Source organism: Companilactobacillus formosensis, assembly GCF_005405305.1.
GTDB lineage: Bacteria > Bacillota > Bacilli > Lactobacillales > Lactobacillaceae > Companilactobacillus > Companilactobacillus formosensis.
Genome location: NZ_BJDU01000010.1, coordinates 71319 through 96027, shown reverse-complemented (window position 1 = coordinate 96027; position 24709 = coordinate 71319). Strand labels below are relative to the sequence as shown.

The following is a 24709-nucleotide window of genomic DNA, read 5'->3' as shown; positions in this document are numbered from 1 at the left end:
GGATTTTTAGAGGGAACCATTGGAAGAATAAAGAAAATAAAAAATAGCGCATATGGTTATCGAAACTGGACTAACTTTATTAAGAGGATTGATCTTCAAATCTTTTGGCTTAGAGCAAGCTCTTCAGCCCAATAAAAAAACAGCTAGACCAATTATGGTCTAACTGCTTATGTGAACTGCCATCAACTTAATTTGACGAACAGCCATAATAAAAGAGGTTAATTGCGATTGCAACTAACCTCTTTTTTGATACTTAGAGAATAATTTTATTTTTTTAGTTCATTAACGGCTGTTTCACCAGCAATTCGACCAGAGTTCCAAGCAAAGGCACAACTGATACCTTCAAGGGTTGGATAAGAAGTATCATACATACCACTAGCATTATTTCCAGTAACGAATAAATTAGGTAAAACTTGTCCATCGGTCTTTAAAGCGTGTAGTTTATCATCGACTGCAATTCCACCAATAGTACCTAAAGTAGTTGACTGAGCTTTAATGGCATAGAAAGGAGCTTTTGAAACAGTAAATTTCAAGAATTCAGAATTCTTACCGAAGTCACTATCATCTTTTTCAGATATAACATGATTGTATTGTTCAAAGTTCTTTTCAAGAATAGTAGGATCAAGATACAATTTTTTAGCTAGATCTGCAATGCTTTTACCACAAACAGCGGCACCTTGATCAATAGCTTCTTGTAAGTCAGAATCAATATTTTCAAAAGGACCAACTGCATGAGTCATTGGATCATGTGAAAGAGTCTTGAACGTTCTTTCAAAAGAATCAGTCCAATTTAATTTATTGTTCTTCAAATAATCGATTGTTGTTTGATCAAGTACGAAATAATAGTATCCGCCATTAGTGTAAGTAGTATTGCCCCACAAGGCGAAATCGTAGACGATATCTTCATTAACGAATCTTTCGCCACGACGATTCAACCACAAGAAAGGTAAATTAGTTAAAGAAAAGATAGTATTGTTGTGCCACTTAGAATCAGTTTTAGAAACGACTGATGCGGCATGATTTTCAAAAACACCTAGGCCACTGTTGTCAGCACCTAATTCTGTCAACATCTTAATACCATCGCCGGTAGCTTTACGTTCACCCATGCTGTAGAGATCTTTACTGTTGATAGTTAAATATTTGTCGACCATTTCTTGGTTTCCAACATAGCCACCATCGGAGAAAATCACTTTAGAGCATGATATTTGTTTACTGTCACCATTTTGATTGATGATTAATTTAATTAAATTCTTGTCTGAATAATTGATTGATTCAACAACAGTTTTAGTTAATAATTGTCCACCATTATTAGTGAAGTTATTCATTAATTTTTGAAAACCATCGAATTTATCAATGTATTGATGATAAACACGAGGATGTTCTTGATGAACTTCTTGAGTATTATTCACTAATTCTGTTTGTAGACCATTTTTTGCTAACCAATCGATTGTGTCAGCTGATTTGTTGATAATGGCTCTTGTCAAACGAGTATTAGAACGGTAGTGAGTATAATTAAGCATTTCTTTATATGCATCATTAGGGGAGTAGTCGATTCCGTCTTGTTTTTGTAATTTACTACCAGCAGCGAATAAACCTTGAGCACCAAACATGCCGGCACCACCGAATTTATCGCCTTTTTCTAGTAAAATAACTTTTCCACCATTCTCTGATGCGGCAAGAGCAGCTCCAATTCCTGAAGCTCCGGCACCGATGACTACTACATCTGTTTGTAATTCATTCATTTTTCTACCTCGCAAAGTTTTTATGCATCAACGGAATGACGTGCACCGATTTGATATTCGTCAGAGTTTTCAAACATGTTTTGAACGGTACGTGGTTGTTGACCAGTTAGTTTGAAGAAGTCTTTAGAGAAAGTCCCCATTTTACCTTCACGAATAGCTTTACCAAAAGTTACCATACCATCTGATGAGAAGGGAGCGGAACTGTCTTTCTTGAATTTACCATCAGTAGTACGGGGAACACCCATTTTATCGAAAACTTCATAATCTTGTTCATCGGTGATTTCTTGGTATTTAACATCGTTGCCAGTAACCTTGTTTCCGATATTTACTAAGTCAGAAATTGTCATTAATTCTGGTCCGTTGATGTTTAGAATTGAGTGTTCCAAATTTGAAGCCATAGCGTAAGCAGCAGCGATAGCACAGTCTTTACGGGAAATGTAAGCCATCTTACCATCGCCTTGATTGTTAGCTAAGACACCGGTTTTTGCCATTGTATAGTAATTAGTAATCATTGCTTCGGCGTATTGGGAATTACGTAGGAAAATATAATCCAATTCTGTATTTTCAACGTAAGATTCTGTCCAGGCATGGTCTAGTTTTTCAATACTTGGATTAGTTGGGTCAGTTGAATTAACTAAAGAAGTATAAACGATTTGTTGAACGCCACTAGCAACACAAGCATCAACAACGTTTTTGTGAGCTTGACGACGTTTTTCACCAACGAAAGGCATGGAAATAAGTAATACTTTTTTAGCTCCTTGGAATGCTTTTGCCAATCCATCTGGATCATTGAAGTCAGTAACGCGAGTTTCATAACCTTGGTCACGATATTTTGCGATTCCTTTTTCAGTAGGAGCGGTGAAAATCAATTGAGACTTGTCGAGTAACTTAATGGCCGTTTCTGCAGCTATACCACCGAAGTTACCATCTACACCAGTAAAAATATATTTATCCATAGTTCAATACCACCTTTGATTAATTATTAAGTTCATTTTATGTGAATAAATTAACAATATCCAATATGAAATTAAAGTGCGGTATAAGCGAATGCTTCTAACTACGAAATGAACTAATAACTTTTTGCAAATCAGGATTAGTATTATCTTTTCGCCAAGCCAAACAAATTTTATAAGTATGTTTCGTATTTTTTATATGAATACGATGAAGGTTGTTAAATTCACTGGAGATTTTTTTATAATCAGGCATAAAGGTAATGCCTTTGTTTAACTGGACTAGTAAAAAGGCGGTGTCTATGTCAGAGACAGTTGCTACGATATTAAGTGGAACATTGTCTTGTCTGGCATGATCACGCATTTTTAAATAGGAGTTAGTATTTGGGCGATTGGCAACGTAAATAACTTTTTCATTGAGCAAATCTTCAGGATCAATAGTAGATTTTTGATACCAAGGATGTTTGGTTCCGACTACAACGTCATAATTTCCTTTGGCAAGGTTAATTGTAGCTAATTGATTTTTATCAGTGATTTCTGAATCAAAGGTAATCGCCAAGTCGACGGTTTGATTTAATAATTTATCTTGAATATCGTTTAGGTCGCTTTTTACTAAATACAACTCTAAATCATCGATGGTTTGAATTTTTGGTAAAACTAGTTGTTCGACAGGTTCTACAGCACCGTTAGGGTAGGCCACGGTTAAAGTATTTTGAGTTTGACGTAGTTGGGCAATCTCGCCTTTTAAAACGCCGTATTGTTCAAGGATTATTAATGAACGTCGATTGACTACTTCACCGATTCTAGTTAGTTCAATTGGCAATTTATTACGGTCAATCAATGTGACATTGAGTTCTTTTTCTAATTTTGCGACCTGTTGACTAATGGCTGTTTGGGATATGAAGTTTTCGGCAGCGGCTTTTGAAAAACTATGTAGACGAGCGACATCGCAAAAGTAATGTAAACGAGTGAAGTTCATGATTTTCTCCTTTTTATAAAAAAAGACACCCTCACAAGAGGATGCCATTAGTTTTCCTAACTCAAAAGTGTCAAAGTAACGCGGTTCAAACGTTTTGACAATTCAAATAATTTCTCATAAGTAGGGTCATCGTTGTACGAAACCATCTTATCTTTGAGTTGTTTTTGTTCAAATTGTGAGAAGTAAAACTTCAAGTCATGGTTGCCGTAAAGTGTGGCCAACAATGCGAAAGCTTCCGGTGAGATTTTATCAGCCGTCAAGATTTCTTTACGCAAGTCAGAAACTAATTCACGTTTGACGTTTCTGTTAGGCAAGTAGTTGTTAGTTTTGAAAACTAATCCAGTCACAGCCTTAGTAACATCAACTTGATCAACTAAAGAATCACCGATTTCATTATAAATAGCTCGAGTGATTTTTTCGTTGGTAGCCATGGCACGCAATACGTGAGTAACGCTTTTACCTTGATTTTTATTGATAATCTGGAAAAATTCGTTCAAATATTTTTTGTCATCCGGCAAAACCTTATTAATGATGACACTGTTGTCAGTCAAATCGATAATGTCATTTAGCGCTAGATCAAAGAATGAACTTTCGGCTAAATAAGCACGACGTCTGGTATTCTTAAAAATACGAATACTACCTTTTTCGTTACACGATAAAATAAAATATTTTTGAGGAATATTTAAATCCATAAAGTGCTCCTTTAATTCGACACTAACTGATTAGTTAATGTGGCTTTTATTTCTGGTATTAACTCGTCTTCTAAGAGGCTATAACCTTGCTTGGTAAAGTGCAAACCGTCTGCTTGTAGCAAGTCATTAAGATTATCGCAATTTGCCATGTCATGTAGCAAGTCGATATACGATACGTCTAGTTGCTTGCTCAAATGTTCTGTTACCAACTCGAATTGTAATTGGCGGGTCCAAGGTCTAGTAGGATCTTTGATCCAGTCAATATAAGGAGGAGATAATAAAATAACTTTGTTTGATCCTAAAGTTTCTATTATATTAGTCAAATTGGCCGCAAATTTACCAGGTTTGATTTCATCGTCCGTCGAAATATCGTTGACGCCAAATCCCAAAATCACCACAGCGGGATTTAAACGTTTAACTCGATCAACACGTGTCATAGCATTATTGGTCTTATAGTCGGAAATCGACATATTAATGACTTCATAACCAGGAAAGTCTTTTCGGATGCATTTAGCCAAGATATCACTAGCTTTGCCATCACGAAAACCCATCATGGTCGAGTCCCCAAATAATACTATTCTCTTCATATATTGTTTCCTTTTTCAAAAAAGTTCTATACTATACTAGAATACCAGAAATCTAATAAAAGTTAATTATTATATTAAGTAGGTTTGACAATATGCAAAGTTTAGCTAACTATGATGAATTTACTCGAGAGCAATGGGAAAACTTCCACGGTGAATATACCAAGCAGGCGATTACGGATGGAGAATTGCGCAAAATCAAGTCGTTAGATGATGAAATTTCAATTGACGATGTTCGTTCGATTTATGCACCAATTCGCCATTTACTTCATATTTATTTGAAAAATTATCGCAAGTTGACCAAGTTGAAAACTGAATTTTTGGGTGGAGATACTCGAAAAGTTCCGTTTATTATTGGTGTTTCCGGTTCAGTAGCGGTTGGAAAGAGTACCACGGCTCGATTATTAAAAATAATGTTGGAGCGGGCTTATCCGCAATATAAAGTGTCACAGATGACGACTGATGGTTTTTTATATCCTAGTAAAATATTGAAAGAACGTCATTTGATGAATAAAAAAGGTTTCCCAGAGACTTATGATATGGGTAAACTTTTGAAATTCTTAGGTGATGTCAAAACTAAAGGTGGTCGCATCAAATATCCACTTTATTCACATAACATCTATGATATTATTCCAGGAAAATATGAAGAAACTGACAATCCGGATATTTTGATCGTTGAAGGAATAAATGTATTACAATTGCCTCAGAATGAACAAATTTATGTCAGTGACTTCTTTGATTTTTCAATTTATATAGACGCTGAAGTAGATGATATTGAGGAATGGTTCTTGAATCGCTTTGAAACGTTATTGGATTTGGCACGTAATGATCCCAACAGTTACTACTACCAATTTACTCAGATGCCGGAAAAAGAGGCAATGGATATGGCTAAGAACGTTTGGGATACGATTAACTATCCAAATTTACGTGATTATATTAAGCCAACGATGAATCGGGCAGACTTGATTTTACACAAATCTGAGGACCATCAGATCGATAAAATTTATCTAAGAAAATATTAAGCGTATACAATATATGACATGGAACGTGATTTCGTATACAATAGAATAAATAAAAAAATGGGGGAAATTGATTTGAGCAAGCAATGGCCTGATGCTGATAGCATCATCGTTCTAGACTATGGTAGTCAATATAACCAATTGATTACTCGTCGTATCAGAGATATTGGAATTTACTCTGAATTACTACCAAACACTATTACTGCTGCAGAAGTTAAAGAAATCAATCCTAAAGGTATTATCCTTTCTGGTGGACCAATGAGTGTCTACGACAAGGATGCCTTTTCAATCGACCAAGACATTTACAAGCTAGGTATTCCTATCTTAGGTATTTGTTACGGTATGCAATTGATGTCTTATAACCTTGGCGGAAAAGTTGAATCAGCTGATAACCGTGAATACGGACGTGCTGATATTACAGTTACTGATAAGGATGCCGTATTATTCAAAGACTTACCAGAAAAACAATTCGTTTGGATGAGTCATGGTGACCTTGTTAAGGAAGCACCAACTGGTTTCAAGGTAGTAGCTACAAGTAAAAATGCACCTATTTCATCAATCGCTGATGACGAACGTAAAATGTATGGTGTTCAATTCCATACTGAAGTTAGAAATACTGAATTCGGTTCAGAAATTTTGAAACACTTCGCATTTGACGTTTGTGGCGCAGAAGCTAACTGGTCAATGGATGATTTCATTGATCAACAAATTCAAAAGATTCGTGACACTGTTGGTGACAAGAAGGTTCTTCTTGGACTATCAGGTGGTGTTGATTCTTCTGTTGTTGGTGTTTTGCTACACAAAGCTATCGGTACACAATTAACAAGTATCTTCGTTGATCACGGTCTTCTAAGAAAGAACGAAGCCGACCAAGTTATGGACAGTTTGGAAGGTAAGTTTGGTTTGAACATCATTAAAGTTGATGCTCAAAAACGTTTCCTAGACAAACTTGCTGGTGTAACTGATCCAGAAAAGAAACGTAAGATTATCGGTAACGAATTTATCCAAGTCTTCAATGATGAAGCTCAAAAGCTTGATGGAATTGACTTCTTGGCTCAAGGTACACTTTATACTGACGTTATCGAAAGTGGTACAAGTACTGCTCAAACAATCAAATCTCACCACAATGTTGGTGGACTTCCAAAAGACATGCACTTCAAGTTGATCGAGCCTCTTCGTACATTGTTCAAAGATGAAACTCGTGAACTAGGTGAAAAACTAGGCATGCCTCATGAATTAGTATGGCGTCAACCATTCCCAGGACCAGGTCTTGGAATTCGTGTTATCGGTGAAGTTACAGAAGATAAGTTACAAATCGTTCGTGATAGTGACTGGATTCTTCGTGACGAAATCGCTAAAAACGGCCTAGACGAAAAAATTTGGCAATACTTCACAGTCTTACCAGGTATTCGTTCAGTTGGTGTTATGGGTGATGGTAGAACTTACGATTACACAATCGGTATCCGTGCCGTTACATCAATCGACGGTATGACAGCTGACTTCGCTCAAATTCCTTGGGATGTCTTGCAAAAGATTTCCGTAAGAATCGTAAACGAAGTAGACCACGTCAACCGTGTAGTTTATGATATTACTTCTAAGCCGCCCGCAACCATTGAGTGGGAATAATATTCCGTAGATTAAAAGCATCTCTGATTAAGTTCAGGGATGCTTTTTATTCTGCTTTCAGTTATTATTGTTAAAATTAAATATAGTACATTATATCTTTTTGAAAGGATGGGAATGGTTATGTCAGCAAAAGACGGTAAAGTGGACAAATTTATTAAAGTAGTAGATAAGTTAACAGATTCCAAAGGAATTTCAAAACTAGGCAAAACTTTAACTAAAACGATAGATATTGCTGGCAATATAATCAGTTCTACAGCCGAAGTTACTAATCATCAAATAGACGAACGCAATAAACGCCATCAATTTGATATTAAGCTGCCAGATATCAATGGCTTAAGTTTGGATCAGACAAAAGATTTATTCGATTCGATAGGTCTTAAATATGCTTTTGTAAAAGTTGATCCAGATATTAAATTGGCAACTATTAAAACCGATACGGTTATGAAAACTGTTCCTAAGCCTAAAACCGTCTTGCCAGCCGGAGGTTTTGTGAAAGTTTATTATCTAGATGACGAGGGATTAGAAGAAAGTAAAAGAATTTTAGCGGACGTTATTCACAAGAAACAATCTCGCAAAGATTCAGCTAAAGCTTTGGTTAATAAAGTTGGTCATGGAACTGCAATGGGAGCTAATAAGGTTTTGAAAGTTTCTAAAAAATTAGTTCCACATTCAAAACGGTCTAAAAAGATCAATAATTCTAAAGATTCTGATGAAATGAAAAAGTATAATTAATATTTTAAGAATTATTTAATACACTATCCAAATTGTTTTCAGATAAAAAATAATGGTAAATTATAAAATGAAGACTTTTCTTGTATGGCTTTTATTGATTAAAATTGCATAACATAATGTTTGTATCAATCAAATAAATGAATAATCATTTATGTCTAATTGAAATGGAATATGTGAATATTACCCGGTAGAATGTTGTTTATGATAAATTCGGAGGGAAGATTATGCAAAGAAGTCGGCAAAAAGTAAAAAGGAAATGGTTTAAGAAAAAACGTACTTGGTTTATTATTGCTATACTTGTGTTTATTTCTATAGGAGTTAATGGTATGAGCAATACAAGCAATGGCTCAAATAAAGATAATTCATCTCAAGTTTCTGTAAGGGAGAAAAAAAACTCTTCAAAGAAAGTTTCAAATGTAAAGGAAGAATCTGTCGAATCAAAACAGGCAGTTGTACCAACAGAATATAAATCTGCCTTAAGAAAAGCAGAATCGTATTCTAGAAATTTTCATATGTCAAAACAAGGTATACATGAGCAGTTAACATCAGAATATGGAGAAAAATTTTCTCAAGAGGCAGCTAATTATGCCATGGATAATATTGAAGCCGATTGGAATGAAAATGCTTTGAAAAAAGCAAAATCATATCAAGAGGACCAGAATATGTCTCCAGAAGCGGTTAGGGAACAATTAACATCAGAATATGGAGAACAATTTACACCAGAAGAAGCTAATTACGCAGTTAATCATTTGAATAACTAGAATATTAAAAGACATCTCTTTTTAAAATGAGATGTCTTTTAATATTGGTGCAGTGTTTCTATCACCAGGAAAGAGAACTTGATGATGAATATTTTTACTAAAAAAGAAATAAATTGTTATATCTAATTAAAATGGAATATACCAATTTAATTGAGTAAAATATTTCTAGGTAGAATTTTATAATTTAGAAAAATTATATTTCCTCTACCACAAAATTGAAAAGAGGAAAATTTTATTATGTATTTTTTTAAGAAAGCAAGTTTAATAGTATTAAGTTTGATATTTTTCTTGGGGTTAGCAGGATGTTCCAACAATCAGGGATCTGCTAGTAAGGAAAAAGTGACTTCATCTAAAATCAAATCAACCGATGATTCCCCAAAAAGTAAAAAACCAAAATCAAAGAAAAAATCTAAAGTGGATTTCCCCAAAAAAACCAAAGAAGAAACTAAAAAGGACGATAGTACTACTGATAATAATGAAGAAAAAAACGATGATTTAGCAACATCTGATAATCAAAAAGAAACAGTAGAGAGTGAAACTACGAATAACAACTATTCAGAAAATTCTGGTTCTCAAACATCTTTTTATGGAACCACAAATAATGATGGACAAACAAATAACAGCAATTCAGGATATCAAAACTACCATCAAAGAACTAACTATCCATACAATAATGGTAATCGTACATATGATAATTCAGGATATCAAAACTATCATCAAAGAACTAATTATCCATATAATAATGGTCAAAGAAATTATGGTTCAAGTAAATGTGTTCGTTTGAATAGTAATGCTGGTCCCGTCGTAGGTGATTCGCTAAGTCGAAAGTACCATTTACCAACTCAGAAAAATTATAAAATTTGTTCTGATAATTATGTTAAATTCAATTCTGAAGCAGAGGCACAAGCGAGCGGATATGTAAGATCTAAAGTTTAGGTTTTTGATTGATAGTATTTATTGCAAATCGATAACAAAACGCCCGAATGTAAAAATAACGTAAAGAAAACGTATAAATCATTTCTCAAAATGGCTCGTATAATGGAATTACTGAAAGATTTGTAATTGAGGAAATGAGGTAATCTCATAAGAGTTCAAAAGAGAAGACGCAAAAAATACTTACGTTTATTTTTAGTGGTTTGCTTATTAGTTGCTGGATTTGGTTACTATCACAACAATTCACAAGCTTCAATAAGTAGTAGTGACAATTCTAAAGTAACAAAAGTTGTTAAAAAGAAACGCAAAATTATCAAAACTAATCTAACTAACTATTTAAATACTGTGACTGCTGACGGAACAGCTAGTGTCAGTTTTTACAATTTAGGAAATGACGATAGTAATTCTAATAGTCAGTACAACCAAGTTTATCAAGAGGGTAGTTTGGAAGTTGAATCCAATGCTTCAACGGTCAAAACGGCGGCTAGTACGTACAAGCTATACTTATCAGCTTTCTTGATGGGTCAAAAACAAGCAGGCAATTTTAGTTGGACTAGTGATAATAATACTGGTTTCACAAAAATGATTGTTAATAGTGAAAATGATTTCGCTGAAGAACAAATTGATAATTATGGTGCCGATACAATCAGTGCTTACTTGAAGAAACAAGGCTATTACGGCAATGTTTTCCAAGAAGGACAAGCAGCTCAAACTACTAGTTATAGTTTGGAACTATTGTTAAGAGATTTGGAAAACGGAACAGGTTCATTTAAGAATTCATCTGATCAACAAAAATTGCTCAATCTCATGGGCAAGCAGATTTATCGAACAGGGATTCCAACTGGTGTAGCACAAGCTGATTCAGGTACAACTGTTCAGGATAAAGTTGGCTTTCTTGATGATACTAACAATGATGCGGCTATCGTCACTTTACCAAACGGTCAAAAATACGTTCTCGTTATCATGACGGATGGACACAACCAAAGTGGCTTGAGTGGTTTCTCAAGAATTGCGGAAATCGCTAAGAACGTTCAAGAAATCGTTTATGGTAAGAATGCTGGAGAAAAAATAGTTAATTACTCAAATAACTAAAAGATATCTTTGATTAAGTTCAAAGGTATTTTTTTTGACTATTAATTCCTGAATGAGAATAATTTTTTTTATGTTAGTACTTTTTAAACGACTGGGGATGGATGTATAATCGACGTGAAATACAAAATCTATAGTTTAGGGGAGAATATGTTATGAAAATTTCAATTAAGAAATTAATTACTTTAGCCACTGCCATAGCAATGACTGCCACTGGAGCATTAACTTTAGATTCAATAAAAACAGAAGCTGCAGCAAATGTGGCAACTGTTAATCCTGGTGTAGTTGCTCGTTTGTATACTTTACAAGGTAATTTAATTACCAATCGTGCATTAGCACCTAATACACCTTGGCTTGTGGGGAATATCGTAAATATTAATGGTTGGACTTATTATCAAGTTGCTACAAATGAGTATCTAAAAGAAAGCGATGCCAGATTAAATGTTGGAAATGAAATGGCTACAGGTACTGTTACTAACGGTGATGCACCAATTTATTACAGTACAACTAAGGGTGACGTGCCCAAAGCAAGAACATTACCTAATGGTTCAAAATGGAAAGTAGATCGTGGCCTAGAAGATGATTCAGGTAAGCTTTATTATGAAATTGCCAATAATGAGTGGGTTAGTGATAAAAATATGACTGTAAACCGTGCAATTCATATAACAACGGTTAATTATGTTTTTACTGATTATGCGACATTAGGATTTTAGATAAATGATTTTAAAGTAATTTTATTCAACGGGGGATATCAGAGATGAGAAAGAGTCTGGTACTTTTTGCTGCCATGTTTGCGATAGCATCTATGACGGGATGTAGCAATAGTCAAACTGGTTCTACTAAGACGTCTAATAAATCCAGTAAAGTTACTAAAGTTAAAAAGAATGATTCTAAAAAGAAAACCACGACTGATCAAAAATCAACTACTTTGTGGAATGATACAAAAGATAAGCAATTGGAGAGTTTCATCAATCAGTGGGCACCAACAATGAAACAATCGTATGTTAAATACAATGGAGCTGATTCATTGAAGACTTCAGTAGGGACAACTTATCCGGATGACTTATCGAAAGCCAGTGTCGAAGGAACAAATAGTTCGATTGGTTGGAGTAAGACAGGTAAAGGAAATTATTCATACAATGTGGTCGCCATTTATAATTACGATGGTACTAGACCACCACTTCCAAATCATATTACGTATTTCTTCACCTTTCATAATGGTGAACCAGTTGCATTAGTTGATCAGAGTCGGGATGGTACGCCTAATTTACTTGAAACAAAGAATACTAAGGTAAAGGAAAGCTTCGATGCCATTGTTGACGGCAATTATAAAGCTGATTCAAATGCTTCATCAGATACTTCTGATACAAAGACAGATGATTCTTCCAGTAAAGAAACGGTTACTGATCCAAAAATGATTGGAGTTATGGTGCACGAATTAGCTATGCCGGGTGATGATGTTTTTCAAGAAAGTCAACTAGGAGTTTATACTGCTAATGGTAAATATTGGATTGGTATCGGAACTTCAGCTTCGAATGTCGGTTATACAATTGATGGTGATACAATCCACTATTTCACTAAAGATCCTAATGCAGAATCGACAGCTACTGCTGAACTGATTGATCATACTGTTAGTTTGAACGATTTAATTTCAAAGTACTATTCAACATCGGAACAAAAACAATTAGTTCAAGATACTGCTAACAGAATGCCAGATATCGATAACGAATGACATTCCAAAATTAAATTTTTTTACTGAGTACTTTTAATGACGTGATTAAATTAATAATCAAAAAAAATATAGGGGAGAGTATATTCATGAAATTTTCTATGGGAAAGTCAGCAGCAGTTCTCGCCGCATTGGCAGTAGCTACTACTGGAGCAGCAATGTTCAATCAAACTAAAGCACAGGCTTCAACAGTCGCAACCGTTCACTCTAGTTCAATCGCATTACTTTACAACGGTAAGGGACAAACTTTGACCAATCGCGCCTTAGCGCCTAATTCAGCTTGGGCCGTTGGAAAAATCGTTACGATCAACAATCAAACGATGTACCAAGTCGCAACTGACGAATATTTAAAAGCTAGTGATTCAAGCTTAAATGGTCAGACTCAATCAAATAAATTAGTTGGAACAACCACAACTCAATTGAATTTATATAACAGTAAAGATGGTGCCATGTCCAGTCGTGCTTTAGCTAAAGGATCAGCTTGGATCGTTGGTAAGTATATCGTTAATAAAGATGGTCAGTTATTTGCTCAAGTTTCAACTAATGAATATGCTGATGCAACAAAGATGTCATTTAACATGGCTTTACCAGAACCAACTTATGTAGCGGATTTTGGTAACAGTAGTAATTTCAACGTTCATGATAGTTCTAATGATGAAAATACCAATACCAATACCAATACATCAACGGATGATTCGATGGCTGTTGGTACTATCGTTAATGGCGATGCTCCAATGTACTTCACACAAACTAAAGGTGACGTTCAAAAGTACCGTGTTCTAAAAAATGGCAGTCAATGGCAAGTTGATAGAGCTATTAAAGATGTTAATGGAAATGTTTATTATGAAGTAGCTCTAGGTGACTTTATCAGTGCTGATCATATAACAGTTAATAAACCAGTTGATACGATGACAATTAATGTTAAATTCCCTGGATATTTGGGTATGAAAGATAGTGATAGTACAACTAATGATGATAACCAAACATCGAATAATACTACATCGACGAGTGATGTCGCTAGTATCCAAGCAGCTTTGTTAACATCAATTAATAACGAACGTGCTACAAGGGGAATTGCTCCAGTAACACAAACAGCTGCACTAGATAATACAGCTCAAATTCGTGCTAAAGAAATTTCAACTGACTTTAGTCATCAAAGACCAGGCGGTGGTGACTGTTTTACAGCTTTCCCAGCAGGTGGAGGTTATGAAGCAGAAAATATTGCTATGGGTTATACAGGAACTCCTGCACAAATGGCTGAAAGTTTGATGGAATCGTTCAGAGCTGAAGACTACACGCCAAGTCATTATACAAATTTGATGAATTCACATATGACTCAAGTAGGTCTCGGAGTTTATAACTCAAATGGTACTTACTATCTTGTAGAAGATTTCATGAGTTAATATAATTATTTCGATAAGTCTCAATTGTTGAGGCTTATTTTTTTGTGAGCAATTTAGCAATATCAATTACACTATGAAGAAAAGTTATGCTACTATTTTAAGTAATCGATTACATAAAATGGAGGATGATGCTTATGAGTAATGTACAAACATTCAAGGGAACCGCTCAAAGTTTCCATGGACCAGTGACTGCCATCGTAACAGTTACAGACGGAAAGATTTCCAAAGTTGAGAGTGATAATATCGCTCCTAACACTGTTGGAAAACTAGCGATTGAAAGTATGCAAAGCCAAATGACATCTGGACAAACTGAGGATATTGATGCCATTTCTGGTGCTTCATCCAGTACTAGTAATTTTAAAAAAGCTGTCGAAAAAGCCTTGGCAGTTTATCGTGGTGAATTATCACAAGAAGATGCTTTAGACGTTAATGTCTTAGCACCAAATGATGGTGGCAAGGATAAATCTATCAATCGTCCCAAACCTTCACCTGCTAGAGGACCAGTTTATTATAGTGACAGTTTGAAATTTGATGATTCGGCTGACGTCGTAGTAGTTGGTTCAGGTGGGGCTGGATTGGCTGCTGCAGCACAAGCTGCTCAAGATGGTTTATCAGTTTTGATTTTAGAAAAAGCCGGAGTTCCTGGTGGGACAACTAACTATTCTGGTGGGGTTATTCAAGCCGCTGGTACTAAATATCAAAAGGAATTTACTAAATATCAAGATGACACTCCTGAAAAACATGCTAATTTGTGGTTAGCTGCTGGTGAAAATCGTGTAACTCCAGAATTGGTCAAAGATTTAGCCAACGGTGCTCCTAAGAATATCGAATGGCTAGCTGATCAGGGAATCAAGTGGAGTTCAGTTTATGGTCACTGCCACATTCCTTATGTTAAAGATGAAGATTTCGCTGATAGAATCCACGTCTATGATGGCGGTGGTGGTATGGGTCAAGGAATTGTTTTGACTCAAGCTTTGTTAAAGACTGCTTTGGACAATGGAGCCAAAATCAAGTATCAAGCTCCGGTCGTTTCCTTGATTCAAGTTGTCGGAACTAAAGAAGTTAAAGGTGTTGTAGCGCAAACTAAAGCTGGCGATATTTACGTCAAAGCTAACAAAGGTGTAATTTTGGCTACCGCAAGTATCGACCACAACGAGGAATTAGCTCACGATTTGAATGCTCAACAATATCACGACTTACAAGACCACGCCTGCCTTTCAACCGTGACTGATACTGGTGATGGAATCAAGATGGGCCAAATGGCCGGTGCTGCTGTTGCTGGTATGGGTGGAACGATTGATTTTGACAACAAGACTGGTAATGCGACTGATGACCGTGTTCCAACGATGCCTTCGATTTTTGTTAATAGCCAGGGACAACGTTTCGTTTGTGAAGACGCCACATACGCCTATACTTATCGAGCAATTTTCCAACAAGAAGCTCAACTCGGTGGATCAACTTACATGATTTTTGATGAGAAATCACTTTCTGCTAAAGGTAGTGCTTGGAATAAAGAATCATTGGAAAAAGATTTGGATAAAGGTGACGTTCAAAAAGCTGATTCAATTGAAGATTTGGCTGAATTGATCGATGTACCAGTAGCTAATTTGCAAAATACATTAGACGTTTGGAACACCAACGCCGCTACTGGTAAAGATCCAGAATTTGGTCGTCGAACAGGTATTCAAATTTTGGCTGCCCCATTTTATGTTCATAAGAATAGAGAAGCTAACCTTGGTGCTATCGGTGGTTTGAAGATCAACGTTAACTGCCAAGTTTTGGATAACGCTAACCAACCAATTAGTGGGTTGTTCGCTGCTGGGTTGAATGCCGGCGGTTGGATTGGACCTTATTATCCAGGTTCAGGTACAGCTATTTCTGGTATCGTTCATCAAGGACGTAAAGCTGCTCAATTTATTAAAGCAAATAATTAAGATTAAGGGATGTCTTTACTGGCATTCCTTTTTTAATGGAAAGAATAGGGTTTAGCAATCCCTCGACTCTCATAGTCGGTAGCATACATATCATAAATGCAGTTACACATTTCCCAACTTTCCTCCAAATACCATGCAGGTCTGATGATATTTTCTTCTAATTTAACTTTACTAGGACGAATAATGTCGTAATCCTTATCATTTCTTCGATAGCCTTTAGTATACTCAGCCACTCGACCATTGAAACTTACTTTATCTCCGACATGCAATAAGCCTAATTGCTTGAAACCTTTAGTTAGGTTGAACCACAAATGATCGGTCATAAATATTTCGTCGTTTTCATTAATTAATTTAATATTGAGTAACAAGATCGTTGGCACGGCATGCTTTTTATAATAATCAGTATATTTAAAACCGTATTTTTTGAATTCCCCATAAAAACGGAATCTTTGTTCATTGCCTAATTTTTGTAAAGTGGTTCGCTTTTTTTGCTTCATAGTATTTTCCTATTAATATTTGATTAATAACAAATTACGAAGAAAAAAGCTATCTTCAAATTAGATGAAGATAGCTTAATTAGCTACAAAATTGTTTTTTTCTAAAAATTCCCAAAAAGTTAAAATTGGAACATTAAATTCTTGGGCGACAAATGGAATTTTAGGTTCATTGTCTGATGTTGTTCCATTTGGCCCAGTATTTCTCTCATTGGTAATTATTGTATATGAGTTATTAATTGCACAAGCAATTAACCAAGGATCAGCTTTTTCATATTTGGAAGTCCATTCTTGATATCCTGCAGCAGACCAATGACCAGAAGAAATAAGGTATTGCGCTACATCAGTATATTCAGAAGTATAGCTGTCAGCAATTAAAATTTTATTTTTATAGTTATTTTTGGTCCAAGTACATAAATCATCTTTTTTGGAAACAAGTTCATCGTAAACTCTATCTAACATGTAGAAATTTGGAATAGTTAGAAAAAAATTCCAAACTACTGGGAAAAATTTTTGGCGGTAATAGCGATTTGAATTAATTAGTATATTTGAATCAATTAAATAACCATTCATACGAAAGCCTCACGTTCGTTAAAGAAATCAATAGTTTTATCGAGCATTTTATAACTTATTCCAATTAAAGCGGCTGCTTGAGTAGGTTGTACCAGACCTTGATCTTGTGCAGAGATTAAAGCACCCATATATCTTCTATCATTTTGACTTAGGGCATTATTATAAGGATTACCACCGGTAATTTTTTTATTATCGATAGCTGAGGTCAATGCCGTGATTTGGGTATTCTGATTGATGAGCCTTAATTCTTTTGCCCGAATTAGGGTGGTTTCTGGACTAGTATTGAAATAAAGTGCAGTTTTTACAATTTCATAGTTACTACGTTTAAAAACTTTTTTGAATGAAGTTGAAGGCATTAAGAAAGCAGCTGTGATTTTATTTATGTTTTGTTCTTCCTTTAAATCATTATTTTCATCATTTAGTAATTCATCAGTACCGTGCAATAAATGAATGAATTCATGAATTAATGAAAAAATTCTGGCCGTATAACTGTCTTTTTGGTTAATAAAGATTAGTGGGGCATATTCATCTAATAAAACAAATGCTCGCATTTCCTTTATTTCGAGTGGGCGGTTATTGCCTAATCCAGCTCCCCCTTTTTGCATATTGAGAACTCCTAAGTGAGCAAGTTGATTGCGCAAATCATTGTATAATTCTCGAGCCGTAGAAAAATGATTTAATGTTACTAAGGTAGTCAATTTTTCTAAAGTGTCATAATTATTAAATCCTGCAGCACTATTGATGAAAGATAATTTAGTGTTAGTTAGGCCACTTTCTTCTTTAAACCAAGCTTGTTTACGTTTCATTTCATAAATAATATCTCTAGCGGTCAGACTTACATTGGCTGGTGCATTCTTTTGAGTTCTAAAAGCCAGCCGAATATCATCTGTTTGAGGTGGTTCATTTAACAGGAGATTACCAAAAGGAATGTGAAGACGGTTCGCAAAATCACCTAATTGTTTAACAGTTGGATTTAAATATAGCTTTGAATTATTTTGTAGCCAAGGAGTTTTTGAAATCAATTTGGTTAAGGTTTCATCGTTTAGATCTGTAATATTAAAAGCCCATTGTTTTAGGGATTCCTTAAGCTTAATTCTTTTTGCATTCATTTGGAAAACCTCCTTTCTTGAATTTTATTATACTGAGGAAATGTTTTTTAAGCTACTCAAATGTAATAAAATAAAACTAACTAAACATTTGTGAGGGATAACAATGGATATGGATGGAGAAGATCAACTACTGAAGTCGGATATTATTGATCAGCATGTCCGACAAAATCTCAATCTCAGTTGGTTGAATTTTGCGGTACTATTTTGTGCGACGATAATTGCTTGTGTTGGCTTGAATATGAATTCGGTGGCAGTAATTATTGGTGCCATGCTGATATCGCCAATTATGGATCCCATCATCGGAATGGGTTATGGTGTCGGGATTCGTGATACGAAATTATTGAGAAAAGCCGTCATGGTTTATTTGATTGAAATGATTGTTGGTTTGATTGCGGCAACGATTTACTTTTCACTTTCACCAATTAAAGATGCCAGTGAACAAATTATCGCTAGAACTCAGCCAGCTATTTGGGACGTGTTAGTAGCGTTCTTCGGTGGTGTTGCCGGGATTATCGGTTCAGCTAAAAAAGATCCTGGCAATATTTTACCTGGGGTTGCGATTGCGACGGCTTTGATCCCACCATTATCGACTGTAGGATACGGTTTGAGTCAGTTTAAATGGTCGATAGTTTTCAGCGCCGGCTATTTATTCTTAATTAATACTTTCTTCATTGCCTTGGCAACGATGTTAGGAACGTTGGTCTTTAACTTTAAACAACATCGTGCTAGTGGAATTCCTGTAAAGAATCAAGTGTTGATCATCATTGCGGCAATTGTCATTACGATTCCAAGTTTGATTTCAGCTTCGACTTTGGTCAAACAAACCTACAATGAAACACAATTAACGAGTTTTATTGATAACGAACTGCCTGGTTTGTATGTGGTTAATAAGCAATTCGAGGATAAAAAAATCAAGTTAGTCGTTATTGGGGATGATTTGAATAAGTCAGAAATCAGTAGCTTGGATAATCGTTTGAGCGACTACCAATTGGGCGATTATAAATTACAATTCCAACAACTTTCGAAGGGGAATTATTTGAGTGTCAATGCCTTCAAGAAGTATGTCGACCAAGAGAAGAATAGTACCACTCAATCGACAACAAGCAGTAGCGATAAGAATCTGTTGAAATTAAAGAGTCAAATTACCAAAGAATATCCAGATGCGGTAGAAAAAGTTTATATTGGTCAATTAATCGAGAAAAATAAGAGTGACAAGGCTTTGATTTTAGTTAAATTAAAAGATGATACTCCTGACAATCAAACCGCAGTTAAGAAATTTGTTAAGACATCAGCTGATAAATTGAATATTGATTATTCGTTGCATTTTACCAAAGAGTGAAATACGGAATGTAAAGAAATAATTATCGGATAATCCTACAATTGGCTATATAATTATGTTTAAGAAAGCTGATTGGAGGATTGGGTTATGGCACGGAAAGTTATTCTATTTATTGCGGAGACTTTAGATGGATATATTGCGGAAGAAAATGGCAATATCGACTATTTGATTGACAATGATTTTACTTCGGGGGAAACGAAAGATCGTGAGTATGAGAAACTCGTCAAGCACGTCGATACAGTAATTATGGGCCGCAAAACTTACGATCAAGTTGCTAATAAGCTATCTCCCAATGATTATCCATACGATAGTTTTGAAAATTATATTATGACTAGACATCCCGGAGACGATGTTGGCAATATCCATTTTATCGATGAGGATGTTGAAGATTTAATACGAGGACTGAAACAAGAATCGTCGAAAAAAGATATTTGGATCGTCGGTGGCAGCAGCGTGATTGCTCCGTTAGTTAATAGCGATTTAATTGACGTTTATCAAATTGGCATTGTTCCAATTGTCTTGGGTAAAGGTATTCCGTTGTTTTCCGATAAAACTAAGTTTAAAGAATTCAACTTGGTAACAGCTAAAAAAGTAAATGGTATCGCATATTTAACATATGAAAAATAATAAAACCACTCAATTTTTGAAAATTGAGTGGTTTTTTTTTACCAAATTTTAATCTTAAAGATTTCTTTCAAACCGGACAAAATCAAGGTTGGTAAAGCAGGAATGAAGATTACTGCTAAATAGATCCAAACTGGCAAAGTGGCGGTTCCCATAACTAAATTGAAAAATGGTAGAACAGTTACCAAAACAGAACTCATTCCAGCAAACAATACTGCTACAAGAAGACGGGGGTTACTGAAAGGATTTCTTCTGAATAAAGTGTGAGAACTTCTAGCATCGAAGACGTGCCACAATTGACCAAAAACTAATGTTAAAAAAGCAACTGTTTGTGCTTCATTACTGTTCAAACCAAAGTTGGCAGCCCATAAGAAACCAAGATAGACCATAGCTCCCATGATAGTTCCCCGAATCAATACTCGAGACCAAGTGTGATTAGCCAAAACAGATTCGTTGGGATCACGGGGATTTTCTTTCATGATATCTAATTCAGCCACGTCGTATCCTAAAGCAAATGAAGGTAGAGCATCACTAACCATGTTGACCCACAAGACCATCAAGGCAGTCAAAGTTGGTGTACCGGCAGGAACTTGCCCGACTGTTTGGCTGAATAAAAGTAAGCCTAATAACAAAGCCAAAACTTCAGCTACGTTGGTTGTTAGTTCATGGCGCATGAAATTTTTGATATTAGCGTAAATCGTTCGACCACTTTTGACTGATTTCTCAATCGTAGTGAATTTATCGTCTAAAAGAATTAAATCGGCTGAATCTTTAGTAACTTCAGTTCCGTTTATTCCCATAGCAATACCAATATCGGCTACTCGTAAAGCTGGTGCATCATTGACACCGTCACCAGTCATAGCTACAACTTGGTGATGTTTTTGGAGCTGTTTGATAATACGCTGCTTGTGTTCTGGAGAAACGCGAGCGTAAATGTTAGTCTGCAGAACTTTCTTGAATAGTTCGCCATCAGACATTTTTTCAATTTCACTACCATTAATTACTGGTGCATCTTTTGACTTGACGATGCCGAGGTCAAAAGCGATAGCACGGGCAGTATTGGCGTGGTCTCCAGTAATCATCACGACTTCGATATTAGCATCGTGCAATTCTTTGACTGATTGCTTAACCTCAGGGCGTGGAGGATCGATGATACCAGCCACTCCGACGATAGTTAAGTTAGTTTCTAGTTCTTCAGTCGTGGCACTGAGAGCCTGTTTTTTTGATAAGCTTTTCACACCAACGGCTAGAGTTCGTAAGGCTTGATGGGCAAAAGAATTCACGATTTCCATAAAGTCATTTTGGGCATCGAGTCCAGAAACTTTTTCACCATTTAAAATAATATCTTGGCTGTTTTTCAATAGTACGTCAGGGGCACCTTTAGTATAGAGTTGATAACCGTCGCTATTTTTAACAACCACACTCATCATTTTACGGTCGCTAGTAAAAGGCAGTGTCCGAATAATTTCACTATTTTTTAATAATTGATCTTTCGTGATTCCAGCTTTTTGCCCTAGGACGTTCAAGGAAATTTCAGTTGGATTACCAAAAGGTTTGAATTCACCGTCTTCTTCTTTGATCACGGCTTCGTTACAAAGAACCGCACCAGTTAAGAAAGCTGAATTTTTAAGCTTAATATCGTCTGGGTTAGTGATTTGTCCAATTGGAGCATAACCTAATCCAGAAACATCGAAGACGGCATTTCCATCATAAAATTTCGTGGCGGTCATTTCGTTTTGTGTTAAAGTCCCAGTTTTATCGGAACAAATGTAAGAAGTACTGCCGAGCGTTTCCACACTGTCGAGTGATTTGATAAGACCTTTATTCTTGGCCATTTTACTGGCACCGATGGTTAAAACGATTGATAAAACAGCAGGCAAAGCATCAGGGATAGACGCTACTGCTAGAGCAATCGAAGTTGATAATACGGAAGTGATAGAGTTGATACTTAATTCTCCAGCTCGAATGATTCCGATGATAAAAGTTAAAATTACGATTCCACCAGAAACTTTCATCAAAGTCTTAGTTAGTTTGTTAATAGTATTTTGAAGTGGAGAAACTTTGTCATCGACTGACTCGATTAATTTAGCAATGTTACCTAATTCAGTGTTGGCACCAATTCCCACGACTATTCCGATACCTTGGCCGTTGGCAACTGTTGACCCAGAGTAACCCATATTGGTACGGTCACCAAGTTGAGCATCTTGATTAATAACGTCAGTACTTTTTTGAATGGCATCGGCTTCACCAGTCAAATGAGATTCGATTACTTGGAGCTCGTCAGTTTGAAGCCAACGAACATCAGCTTCGACGAAATCTCCTAATTGAACTTTTAATAAATCGCCAACGACAATTTCACTAGTCGAGATACTTTGCCATTCACCATCTCGAAAGACAGTTGCCGAGCGGTCATTCATTTCTTTCAGAGCATCGAGGCTCTTTTGAGCGCTGATTTCTTGCCAAAATCCTAAGAAGGCATTAATGATAATCAAAATTAAAATTGCGATAGCTTCATATAATGATTCAAAACCATGTTGGGGATTAGGTTGGGTTTGGAAGGCGTAGATGGAACTAGCAAACGATAAGATGACGGCACCTAACAAAACAATAACGATGGGTTCTTTAAAACTACGCAAAAAAATCTTCCAATGGGGGTCGTTTTGCTTTTCGGGTAGCTTGTTTTCTCCATAAAGTTTTCGATTTTGTTGGACTTGGTCGTTGATTAAACCAGTGTTTTCATCAACTAGGAGTTTTGCTAACACCTCATCTGTAGTTTGTTGGTAAAACTTCTTCATAAATTCAGTCCTTTCAATTTTAGGCCGAAAAAAAGCGCAAACTTCAAGAAACTTCCTTACCCTCGGAAGTATTATCTTGAAAGCTTGCGCTCAACCTAGTTATATTTATCTGTAAGACAATTGTATCATTTATTTAAAAAACACGCCAATCAGGTGTTTTAGATTATTATTAGTTGCCGTCGTCCGTTCTGCTTTGTGGATGCTGGAACGTACTGGACACAACTTGAAGCTAATTCCAAGCCCGGGAATCATCTCCAAGATTGGTCTTTTTGTAAGCAATAAATTGCTAACAAAAATTTCAGTACTGAGCATCCACAAAGCTGTCACTACCGACTAAATAGCGTCATTGTTGTTTAGTCCAGCAAATTAAAATAATTTTTTAGTTTTGAATATTATCTTAATCTAAGTTTAGAAAGAATCACTTATTAGATAGCATCTTTAGAAATAAATTTGGTATTAGGATCTGTTCCTGTGAAATTATAAAGTTGTTGGAAAGAACTCAATGTATCGTAATTCCAGTCAGCTTCAAATGCGGCATCTTTGTTAGTAATTCCAAGACCAACGTTTGGACCACTGTAAATCAAAGCAGCACGGTGACCAAAATGTCCTGATTCTCCAGGTTTAGAGTAGTTATTATCTTCATCGTACCAACTCTTGAGCATGAAGTAGGCAGCGTCTTTGTCAGATTTAACGCCAGCGTATTTCATGTAGTCGAAGCCACCACCTTCAAGGTTTTCTGACATATCTTTGTCAGCTGTTGAGTGATCAAGGTTAAGACCATCTTGTTGTTGGGCACGTTGTGTAGCGTAGCTCATCAAGTCTTGAGATAGTTGGACTGGAGCTGTTCCGTTAGCCTTGTGAAGGGCATTTAGATAGGCAACGAAGTACTTGTTGATTTGACTTAGATTAGGTTGGTAATCGGAAGTATCTTGGTTGGAATTAGCATTGTTATCGTTGTTAGTGCCAACGTTAGTTGAAGTATTGTTATTATTGTTTGTATTTGTATTTGTATCAGTGTTTGTATTCGTGTTGCCTTGAGTATTGATACCAAAGTCAGCCACATAAGTAGCTTGAGGAACGGGCATGTTGAAGGCCATATTTAAACCGTCAGCGTATTCGTGTGTTGAGACTTGAGCAAAATATTGTCCCAGTTTGTTGACGATAATTTTACCGACTAGCCATGAAGAACCGTTAGCTAAAACACGGTTGGACATTGAATTAGTATCGTCACGATATAATTGAGCGTTACCACCGATGATCTTACCGGTTAATTTTTGTTGAACTGTTGGGACATTAACAGTGTATGAAGCATCTGCAGCATTTAGATATTCGTTTGTAGCTACTTGATAGTACATTTCATTATTGATGTCGACAATTTTACCGACAGCCCGCTGAATTAGCTGCTAAAGCTCGATTGTGAATCAAGTCCCCGTTAGCAGTGTATAAATTGGCTATTTTGTTTGCTGAAACTGTGGCAACTCCGGCAGCTTCGGCGTCTTTTTGAGACATTACTAAGGCTTCAGTAGTAGCCATCGCCAAAGCAGCAATGATTGTAGCTGATTTTCCAAATTTCATAAAAAAAATCCCCCTATAATTTTTTCC

Annotated in this window: 24 protein-coding genes; 13 read left to right on the top strand and 11 right to left on the bottom strand. The window is 35.9% G+C overall.

Features of this window, described 5'->3' with window-relative positions:
* A partial coding sequence (locus FFM65_RS11165) for a transposase (protein WP_137610121.1) occupies nt 1–135 on the top strand: 135 nt, incomplete at its 5' end.
* Nucleotides 136–266: 131 nt separating this feature from the next.
* Here the strand turns inward: FFM65_RS11165 and FFM65_RS11160 are convergent.
* From FFM65_RS11160 to FFM65_RS11140, 5 genes are all read right to left on the bottom strand, one after another.
* Nucleotides 267–1742 carry an FAD-dependent oxidoreductase gene (locus FFM65_RS11160; RefSeq protein ID WP_119318739.1) on the bottom strand — a complete coding sequence of 492 codons (1476 nt, stop codon included), beginning with the start codon at nt 1740–1742 and terminating at the stop codon, nt 267–269.
* A gap of 20 nt (nt 1743–1762) precedes the next feature.
* Nucleotides 1763–2698 (bottom strand): NmrA family NAD(P)-binding protein, encoded by a 936-nt coding sequence (locus FFM65_RS11155; RefSeq protein ID WP_119318740.1) that lies wholly within the window; start codon nt 2696–2698, stop codon nt 1763–1765.
* A gap of 97 nt (nt 2699–2795) precedes the next feature.
* Complete coding sequence (locus FFM65_RS11150) at nt 2796–3671, bottom strand: LysR family transcriptional regulator (protein WP_162897996.1); 876 nt, start codon at nt 3669–3671, stop codon at nt 2796–2798.
* A gap of 56 nt (nt 3672–3727) precedes the next feature.
* On the bottom strand, nt 3728–4363 hold the full coding sequence (locus FFM65_RS11145; RefSeq protein WP_119318742.1) for a GPP34 family phosphoprotein: 636 nt from the start codon (nt 4361–4363) through the stop codon (nt 3728–3730).
* A gap of 11 nt (nt 4364–4374) precedes the next feature.
* The gene (locus tag FFM65_RS11140; RefSeq protein WP_119318743.1) at nt 4375–4950 is read right to left on the bottom strand and encodes an SGNH/GDSL hydrolase family protein; all 576 of its coding nucleotides are present in this window, start codon (nt 4948–4950) and stop codon (nt 4375–4377) included.
* 92 nt (nt 4951–5042) lie between these two features.
* Between FFM65_RS11140 and coaA the strand changes: the two genes are divergently transcribed.
* The 10 genes from coaA (at nt 5043) to FFM65_RS11090 (ending at nt 16173) form a co-directional block, all read left to right on the top strand.
* On the top strand, nt 5043–5969 hold the full coding sequence (gene coaA / locus FFM65_RS11135) for a type I pantothenate kinase (protein WP_119318744.1): 927 nt from the start codon (nt 5043–5045) through the stop codon (nt 5967–5969).
* 57 nt (nt 5970–6026) lie between these two features.
* Nucleotides 6027–7592: a glutamine-hydrolyzing GMP synthase gene (gene guaA / locus FFM65_RS11130; protein WP_119318745.1), complete on the top strand. Its 1566-nt coding sequence runs from the start codon at nt 6027–6029 to the stop codon at nt 7590–7592.
* 120 nt (nt 7593–7712) lie between these two features.
* Complete coding sequence (locus tag FFM65_RS11125; RefSeq protein ID WP_119318746.1) at nt 7713–8324, top strand: PASTA domain-containing protein; 612 nt, start codon at nt 7713–7715, stop codon at nt 8322–8324.
* Nucleotides 8325–8548: 224 nt separating this feature from the next.
* Nucleotides 8549–9085 carry an Ltp family lipoprotein gene (locus tag FFM65_RS11120; protein ID WP_119318747.1) on the top strand — a complete coding sequence of 179 codons (537 nt, stop codon included), beginning with the start codon at nt 8549–8551 and terminating at the stop codon, nt 9083–9085.
* Nucleotides 9086–9322: 237 nt separating this feature from the next.
* Complete coding sequence (locus FFM65_RS11115; protein ID WP_119318748.1) at nt 9323–10021, top strand: hypothetical protein; 699 nt, start codon at nt 9323–9325, stop codon at nt 10019–10021.
* A gap of 195 nt (nt 10022–10216) precedes the next feature.
* A complete protein-coding gene (locus FFM65_RS11110; RefSeq protein ID WP_245954264.1) occupies nt 10217–11110 on the top strand; it encodes a serine hydrolase in 894 nt (297 codons plus the stop codon).
* Nucleotides 11111–11262: 152 nt separating this feature from the next.
* Nucleotides 11263–11820, top strand: a complete 558-nt coding sequence (locus FFM65_RS11105) for an SLAP domain-containing protein (RefSeq protein ID WP_059073826.1) — start codon at nt 11263–11265, stop codon at nt 11818–11820.
* A 44-nt stretch (nt 11821–11864) separates the two neighbouring features.
* The gene (locus FFM65_RS11100) at nt 11865–12839 is read left to right on the top strand and encodes an Lreu_0056 family protein (RefSeq protein WP_119318750.1); all 975 of its coding nucleotides are present in this window, start codon (nt 11865–11867) and stop codon (nt 12837–12839) included.
* Nucleotides 12840–12925: 86 nt separating this feature from the next.
* The gene (locus FFM65_RS11095; protein WP_119318751.1) at nt 12926–14239 is read left to right on the top strand and encodes a CAP domain-containing protein; all 1314 of its coding nucleotides are present in this window, start codon (nt 12926–12928) and stop codon (nt 14237–14239) included.
* Nucleotides 14240–14373: 134 nt separating this feature from the next.
* Nucleotides 14374–16173: an FAD-dependent oxidoreductase gene (locus FFM65_RS11090; protein WP_119318752.1), complete on the top strand. Its 1800-nt coding sequence runs from the start codon at nt 14374–14376 to the stop codon at nt 16171–16173.
* Nucleotides 16174–16205: 32 nt separating this feature from the next.
* Here the strand turns inward: FFM65_RS11090 and FFM65_RS11085 are convergent, their stop codons facing one another.
* The 3 genes from FFM65_RS11085 to FFM65_RS11075 form a co-directional block, all read right to left on the bottom strand.
* Nucleotides 16206–16670, bottom strand: coding sequence for a hypothetical protein (locus FFM65_RS11085; protein WP_119318753.1), 465 nt, complete (start codon nt 16668–16670; stop codon nt 16206–16208).
* A gap of 75 nt (nt 16671–16745) precedes the next feature.
* Nucleotides 16746–17240, bottom strand: coding sequence for a DUF4411 family protein (locus FFM65_RS11080; protein WP_119318754.1), 495 nt, complete (start codon nt 17238–17240; stop codon nt 16746–16748).
* Nucleotides 17237–18349: an ImmA/IrrE family metallo-endopeptidase gene (locus FFM65_RS11075; RefSeq protein ID WP_119318755.1), complete on the bottom strand. Its 1113-nt coding sequence runs from the start codon at nt 18347–18349 to the stop codon at nt 17237–17239. Before FFM65_RS11075 ends, FFM65_RS11080 begins: the two co-directional genes overlap by 4 nt.
* Nucleotides 18350–18452: 103 nt before the next feature.
* Here FFM65_RS11075 and FFM65_RS11070 point away from each other — a divergent pair, with 103 nt between their 5' ends.
* Both FFM65_RS11070 and FFM65_RS11065 read left to right on the top strand, forming a co-directional pair.
* Nucleotides 18453–19688: a DUF389 domain-containing protein gene (locus tag FFM65_RS11070; RefSeq protein WP_119318756.1), complete on the top strand. Its 1236-nt coding sequence runs from the start codon at nt 18453–18455 to the stop codon at nt 19686–19688.
* A gap of 87 nt (nt 19689–19775) precedes the next feature.
* Entirely contained in the window at nt 19776–20315 is a 540-nt protein-coding gene (locus tag FFM65_RS11065) for a dihydrofolate reductase family protein (protein ID WP_119318757.1), read from the top strand.
* A gap of 38 nt (nt 20316–20353) precedes the next feature.
* Here the strand turns inward: FFM65_RS11065 and FFM65_RS11060 are convergent, their stop codons facing one another.
* The 3 genes from FFM65_RS11060 to FFM65_RS11045 form a co-directional block, all read right to left on the bottom strand.
* Nucleotides 20354–23107: a cation-translocating P-type ATPase gene (locus FFM65_RS11060; protein ID WP_119318758.1), complete on the bottom strand. Its 2754-nt coding sequence runs from the start codon at nt 23105–23107 to the stop codon at nt 20354–20356.
* A 425-nt stretch (nt 23108–23532) separates the two neighbouring features.
* A complete protein-coding gene (locus FFM65_RS11050) occupies nt 23533–24462 on the bottom strand; it encodes a CAP domain-containing protein (RefSeq protein ID WP_119318759.1) in 930 nt (309 codons plus the stop codon).
* Between the two features lie 22 nt (nt 24463–24484).
* A complete protein-coding gene (locus FFM65_RS11045) occupies nt 24485–24682 on the bottom strand; it encodes a hypothetical protein (RefSeq protein ID WP_119318760.1) in 198 nt (65 codons plus the stop codon).
* Nucleotides 24683–24709 lie beyond the last annotated feature (27 nt).

Excerpts from the sequence above, each read along its gene's own strand:
- FFM65_RS11070 (WP_119318756.1), top strand. The coding sequence starts at position 18,453 with ATGGATATGGATGGAGAAGATCAACTACTGAAGTCGGATATTATTGAT.
- FFM65_RS11145 (WP_119318742.1), bottom strand. The coding sequence starts at position 4,363 with ATGGATTTAAATATTCCTCAAAAATATTTTATTTTATCGTGTAACGAA.
- FFM65_RS11155 (WP_119318740.1), bottom strand. The coding sequence starts at position 2,698 with ATGGATAAATATATTTTTACTGGTGTAGATGGTAACTTCGGTGGTATA.
- coaA (WP_119318744.1), top strand. The coding sequence starts at position 5,043 with ATGCAAAGTTTAGCTAACTATGATGAATTTACTCGAGAGCAATGGGAA.
- FFM65_RS11085 (WP_119318753.1), bottom strand. The coding sequence starts at position 16,670 with ATGAAGCAAAAAAAGCGAACCACTTTACAAAAATTAGGCAATGAACAA.
- FFM65_RS11100 (WP_119318750.1), top strand. The coding sequence starts at position 11,865 with ATGAGAAAGAGTCTGGTACTTTTTGCTGCCATGTTTGCGATAGCATCT.
- FFM65_RS11120 (WP_119318747.1), top strand. The coding sequence starts at position 8,549 with ATGCAAAGAAGTCGGCAAAAAGTAAAAAGGAAATGGTTTAAGAAAAAA.
- guaA (WP_119318745.1), top strand. The coding sequence starts at position 6,027 with ATGGGGGAAATTGATTTGAGCAAGCAATGGCCTGATGCTGATAGCATC.
- FFM65_RS11140 (WP_119318743.1), bottom strand. The coding sequence starts at position 4,950 with ATGAAGAGAATAGTATTATTTGGGGACTCGACCATGATGGGTTTTCGT.
- FFM65_RS11150 (WP_162897996.1), bottom strand. The coding sequence starts at position 3,671 with ATGAACTTCACTCGTTTACATTACTTTTGCGATGTCGCTCGTCTACAT.
- FFM65_RS11095 (WP_119318751.1), top strand. The coding sequence starts at position 12,926 with ATGAAATTTTCTATGGGAAAGTCAGCAGCAGTTCTCGCCGCATTGGCA.
- FFM65_RS11080 (WP_119318754.1), bottom strand. The coding sequence starts at position 17,240 with ATGAATGGTTATTTAATTGATTCAAATATACTAATTAATTCAAATCGC.
- FFM65_RS11090 (WP_119318752.1), top strand. The coding sequence starts at position 14,374 with ATGAGTAATGTACAAACATTCAAGGGAACCGCTCAAAGTTTCCATGGA.
- FFM65_RS11115 (WP_119318748.1), top strand. The coding sequence starts at position 9,323 with ATGTATTTTTTTAAGAAAGCAAGTTTAATAGTATTAAGTTTGATATTT.
- FFM65_RS11065 (WP_119318757.1), top strand. The coding sequence starts at position 19,776 with ATGGCACGGAAAGTTATTCTATTTATTGCGGAGACTTTAGATGGATAT.
- FFM65_RS11075 (WP_119318755.1), bottom strand. The coding sequence starts at position 18,349 with ATGAATGCAAAAAGAATTAAGCTTAAGGAATCCCTAAAACAATGGGCT.
- FFM65_RS11050 (WP_119318759.1), bottom strand. The coding sequence starts at position 24,462 with ATGTACTATCAAGTAGCTACAAACGAATATCTAAATGCTGCAGATGCT.
- FFM65_RS11125 (WP_119318746.1), top strand. The coding sequence starts at position 7,713 with ATGTCAGCAAAAGACGGTAAAGTGGACAAATTTATTAAAGTAGTAGAT.
- FFM65_RS11045 (WP_119318760.1), bottom strand. The coding sequence starts at position 24,682 with ATGAAATTTGGAAAATCAGCTACAATCATTGCTGCTTTGGCGATGGCT.
- FFM65_RS11060 (WP_119318758.1), bottom strand. The coding sequence starts at position 23,107 with ATGAAGAAGTTTTACCAACAAACTACAGATGAGGTGTTAGCAAAACTC.
- FFM65_RS11160 (WP_119318739.1), bottom strand. The coding sequence starts at position 1,742 with ATGAATGAATTACAAACAGATGTAGTAGTCATCGGTGCCGGAGCTTCA.
- FFM65_RS11105 (WP_059073826.1), top strand. The coding sequence starts at position 11,263 with ATGAAAATTTCAATTAAGAAATTAATTACTTTAGCCACTGCCATAGCA.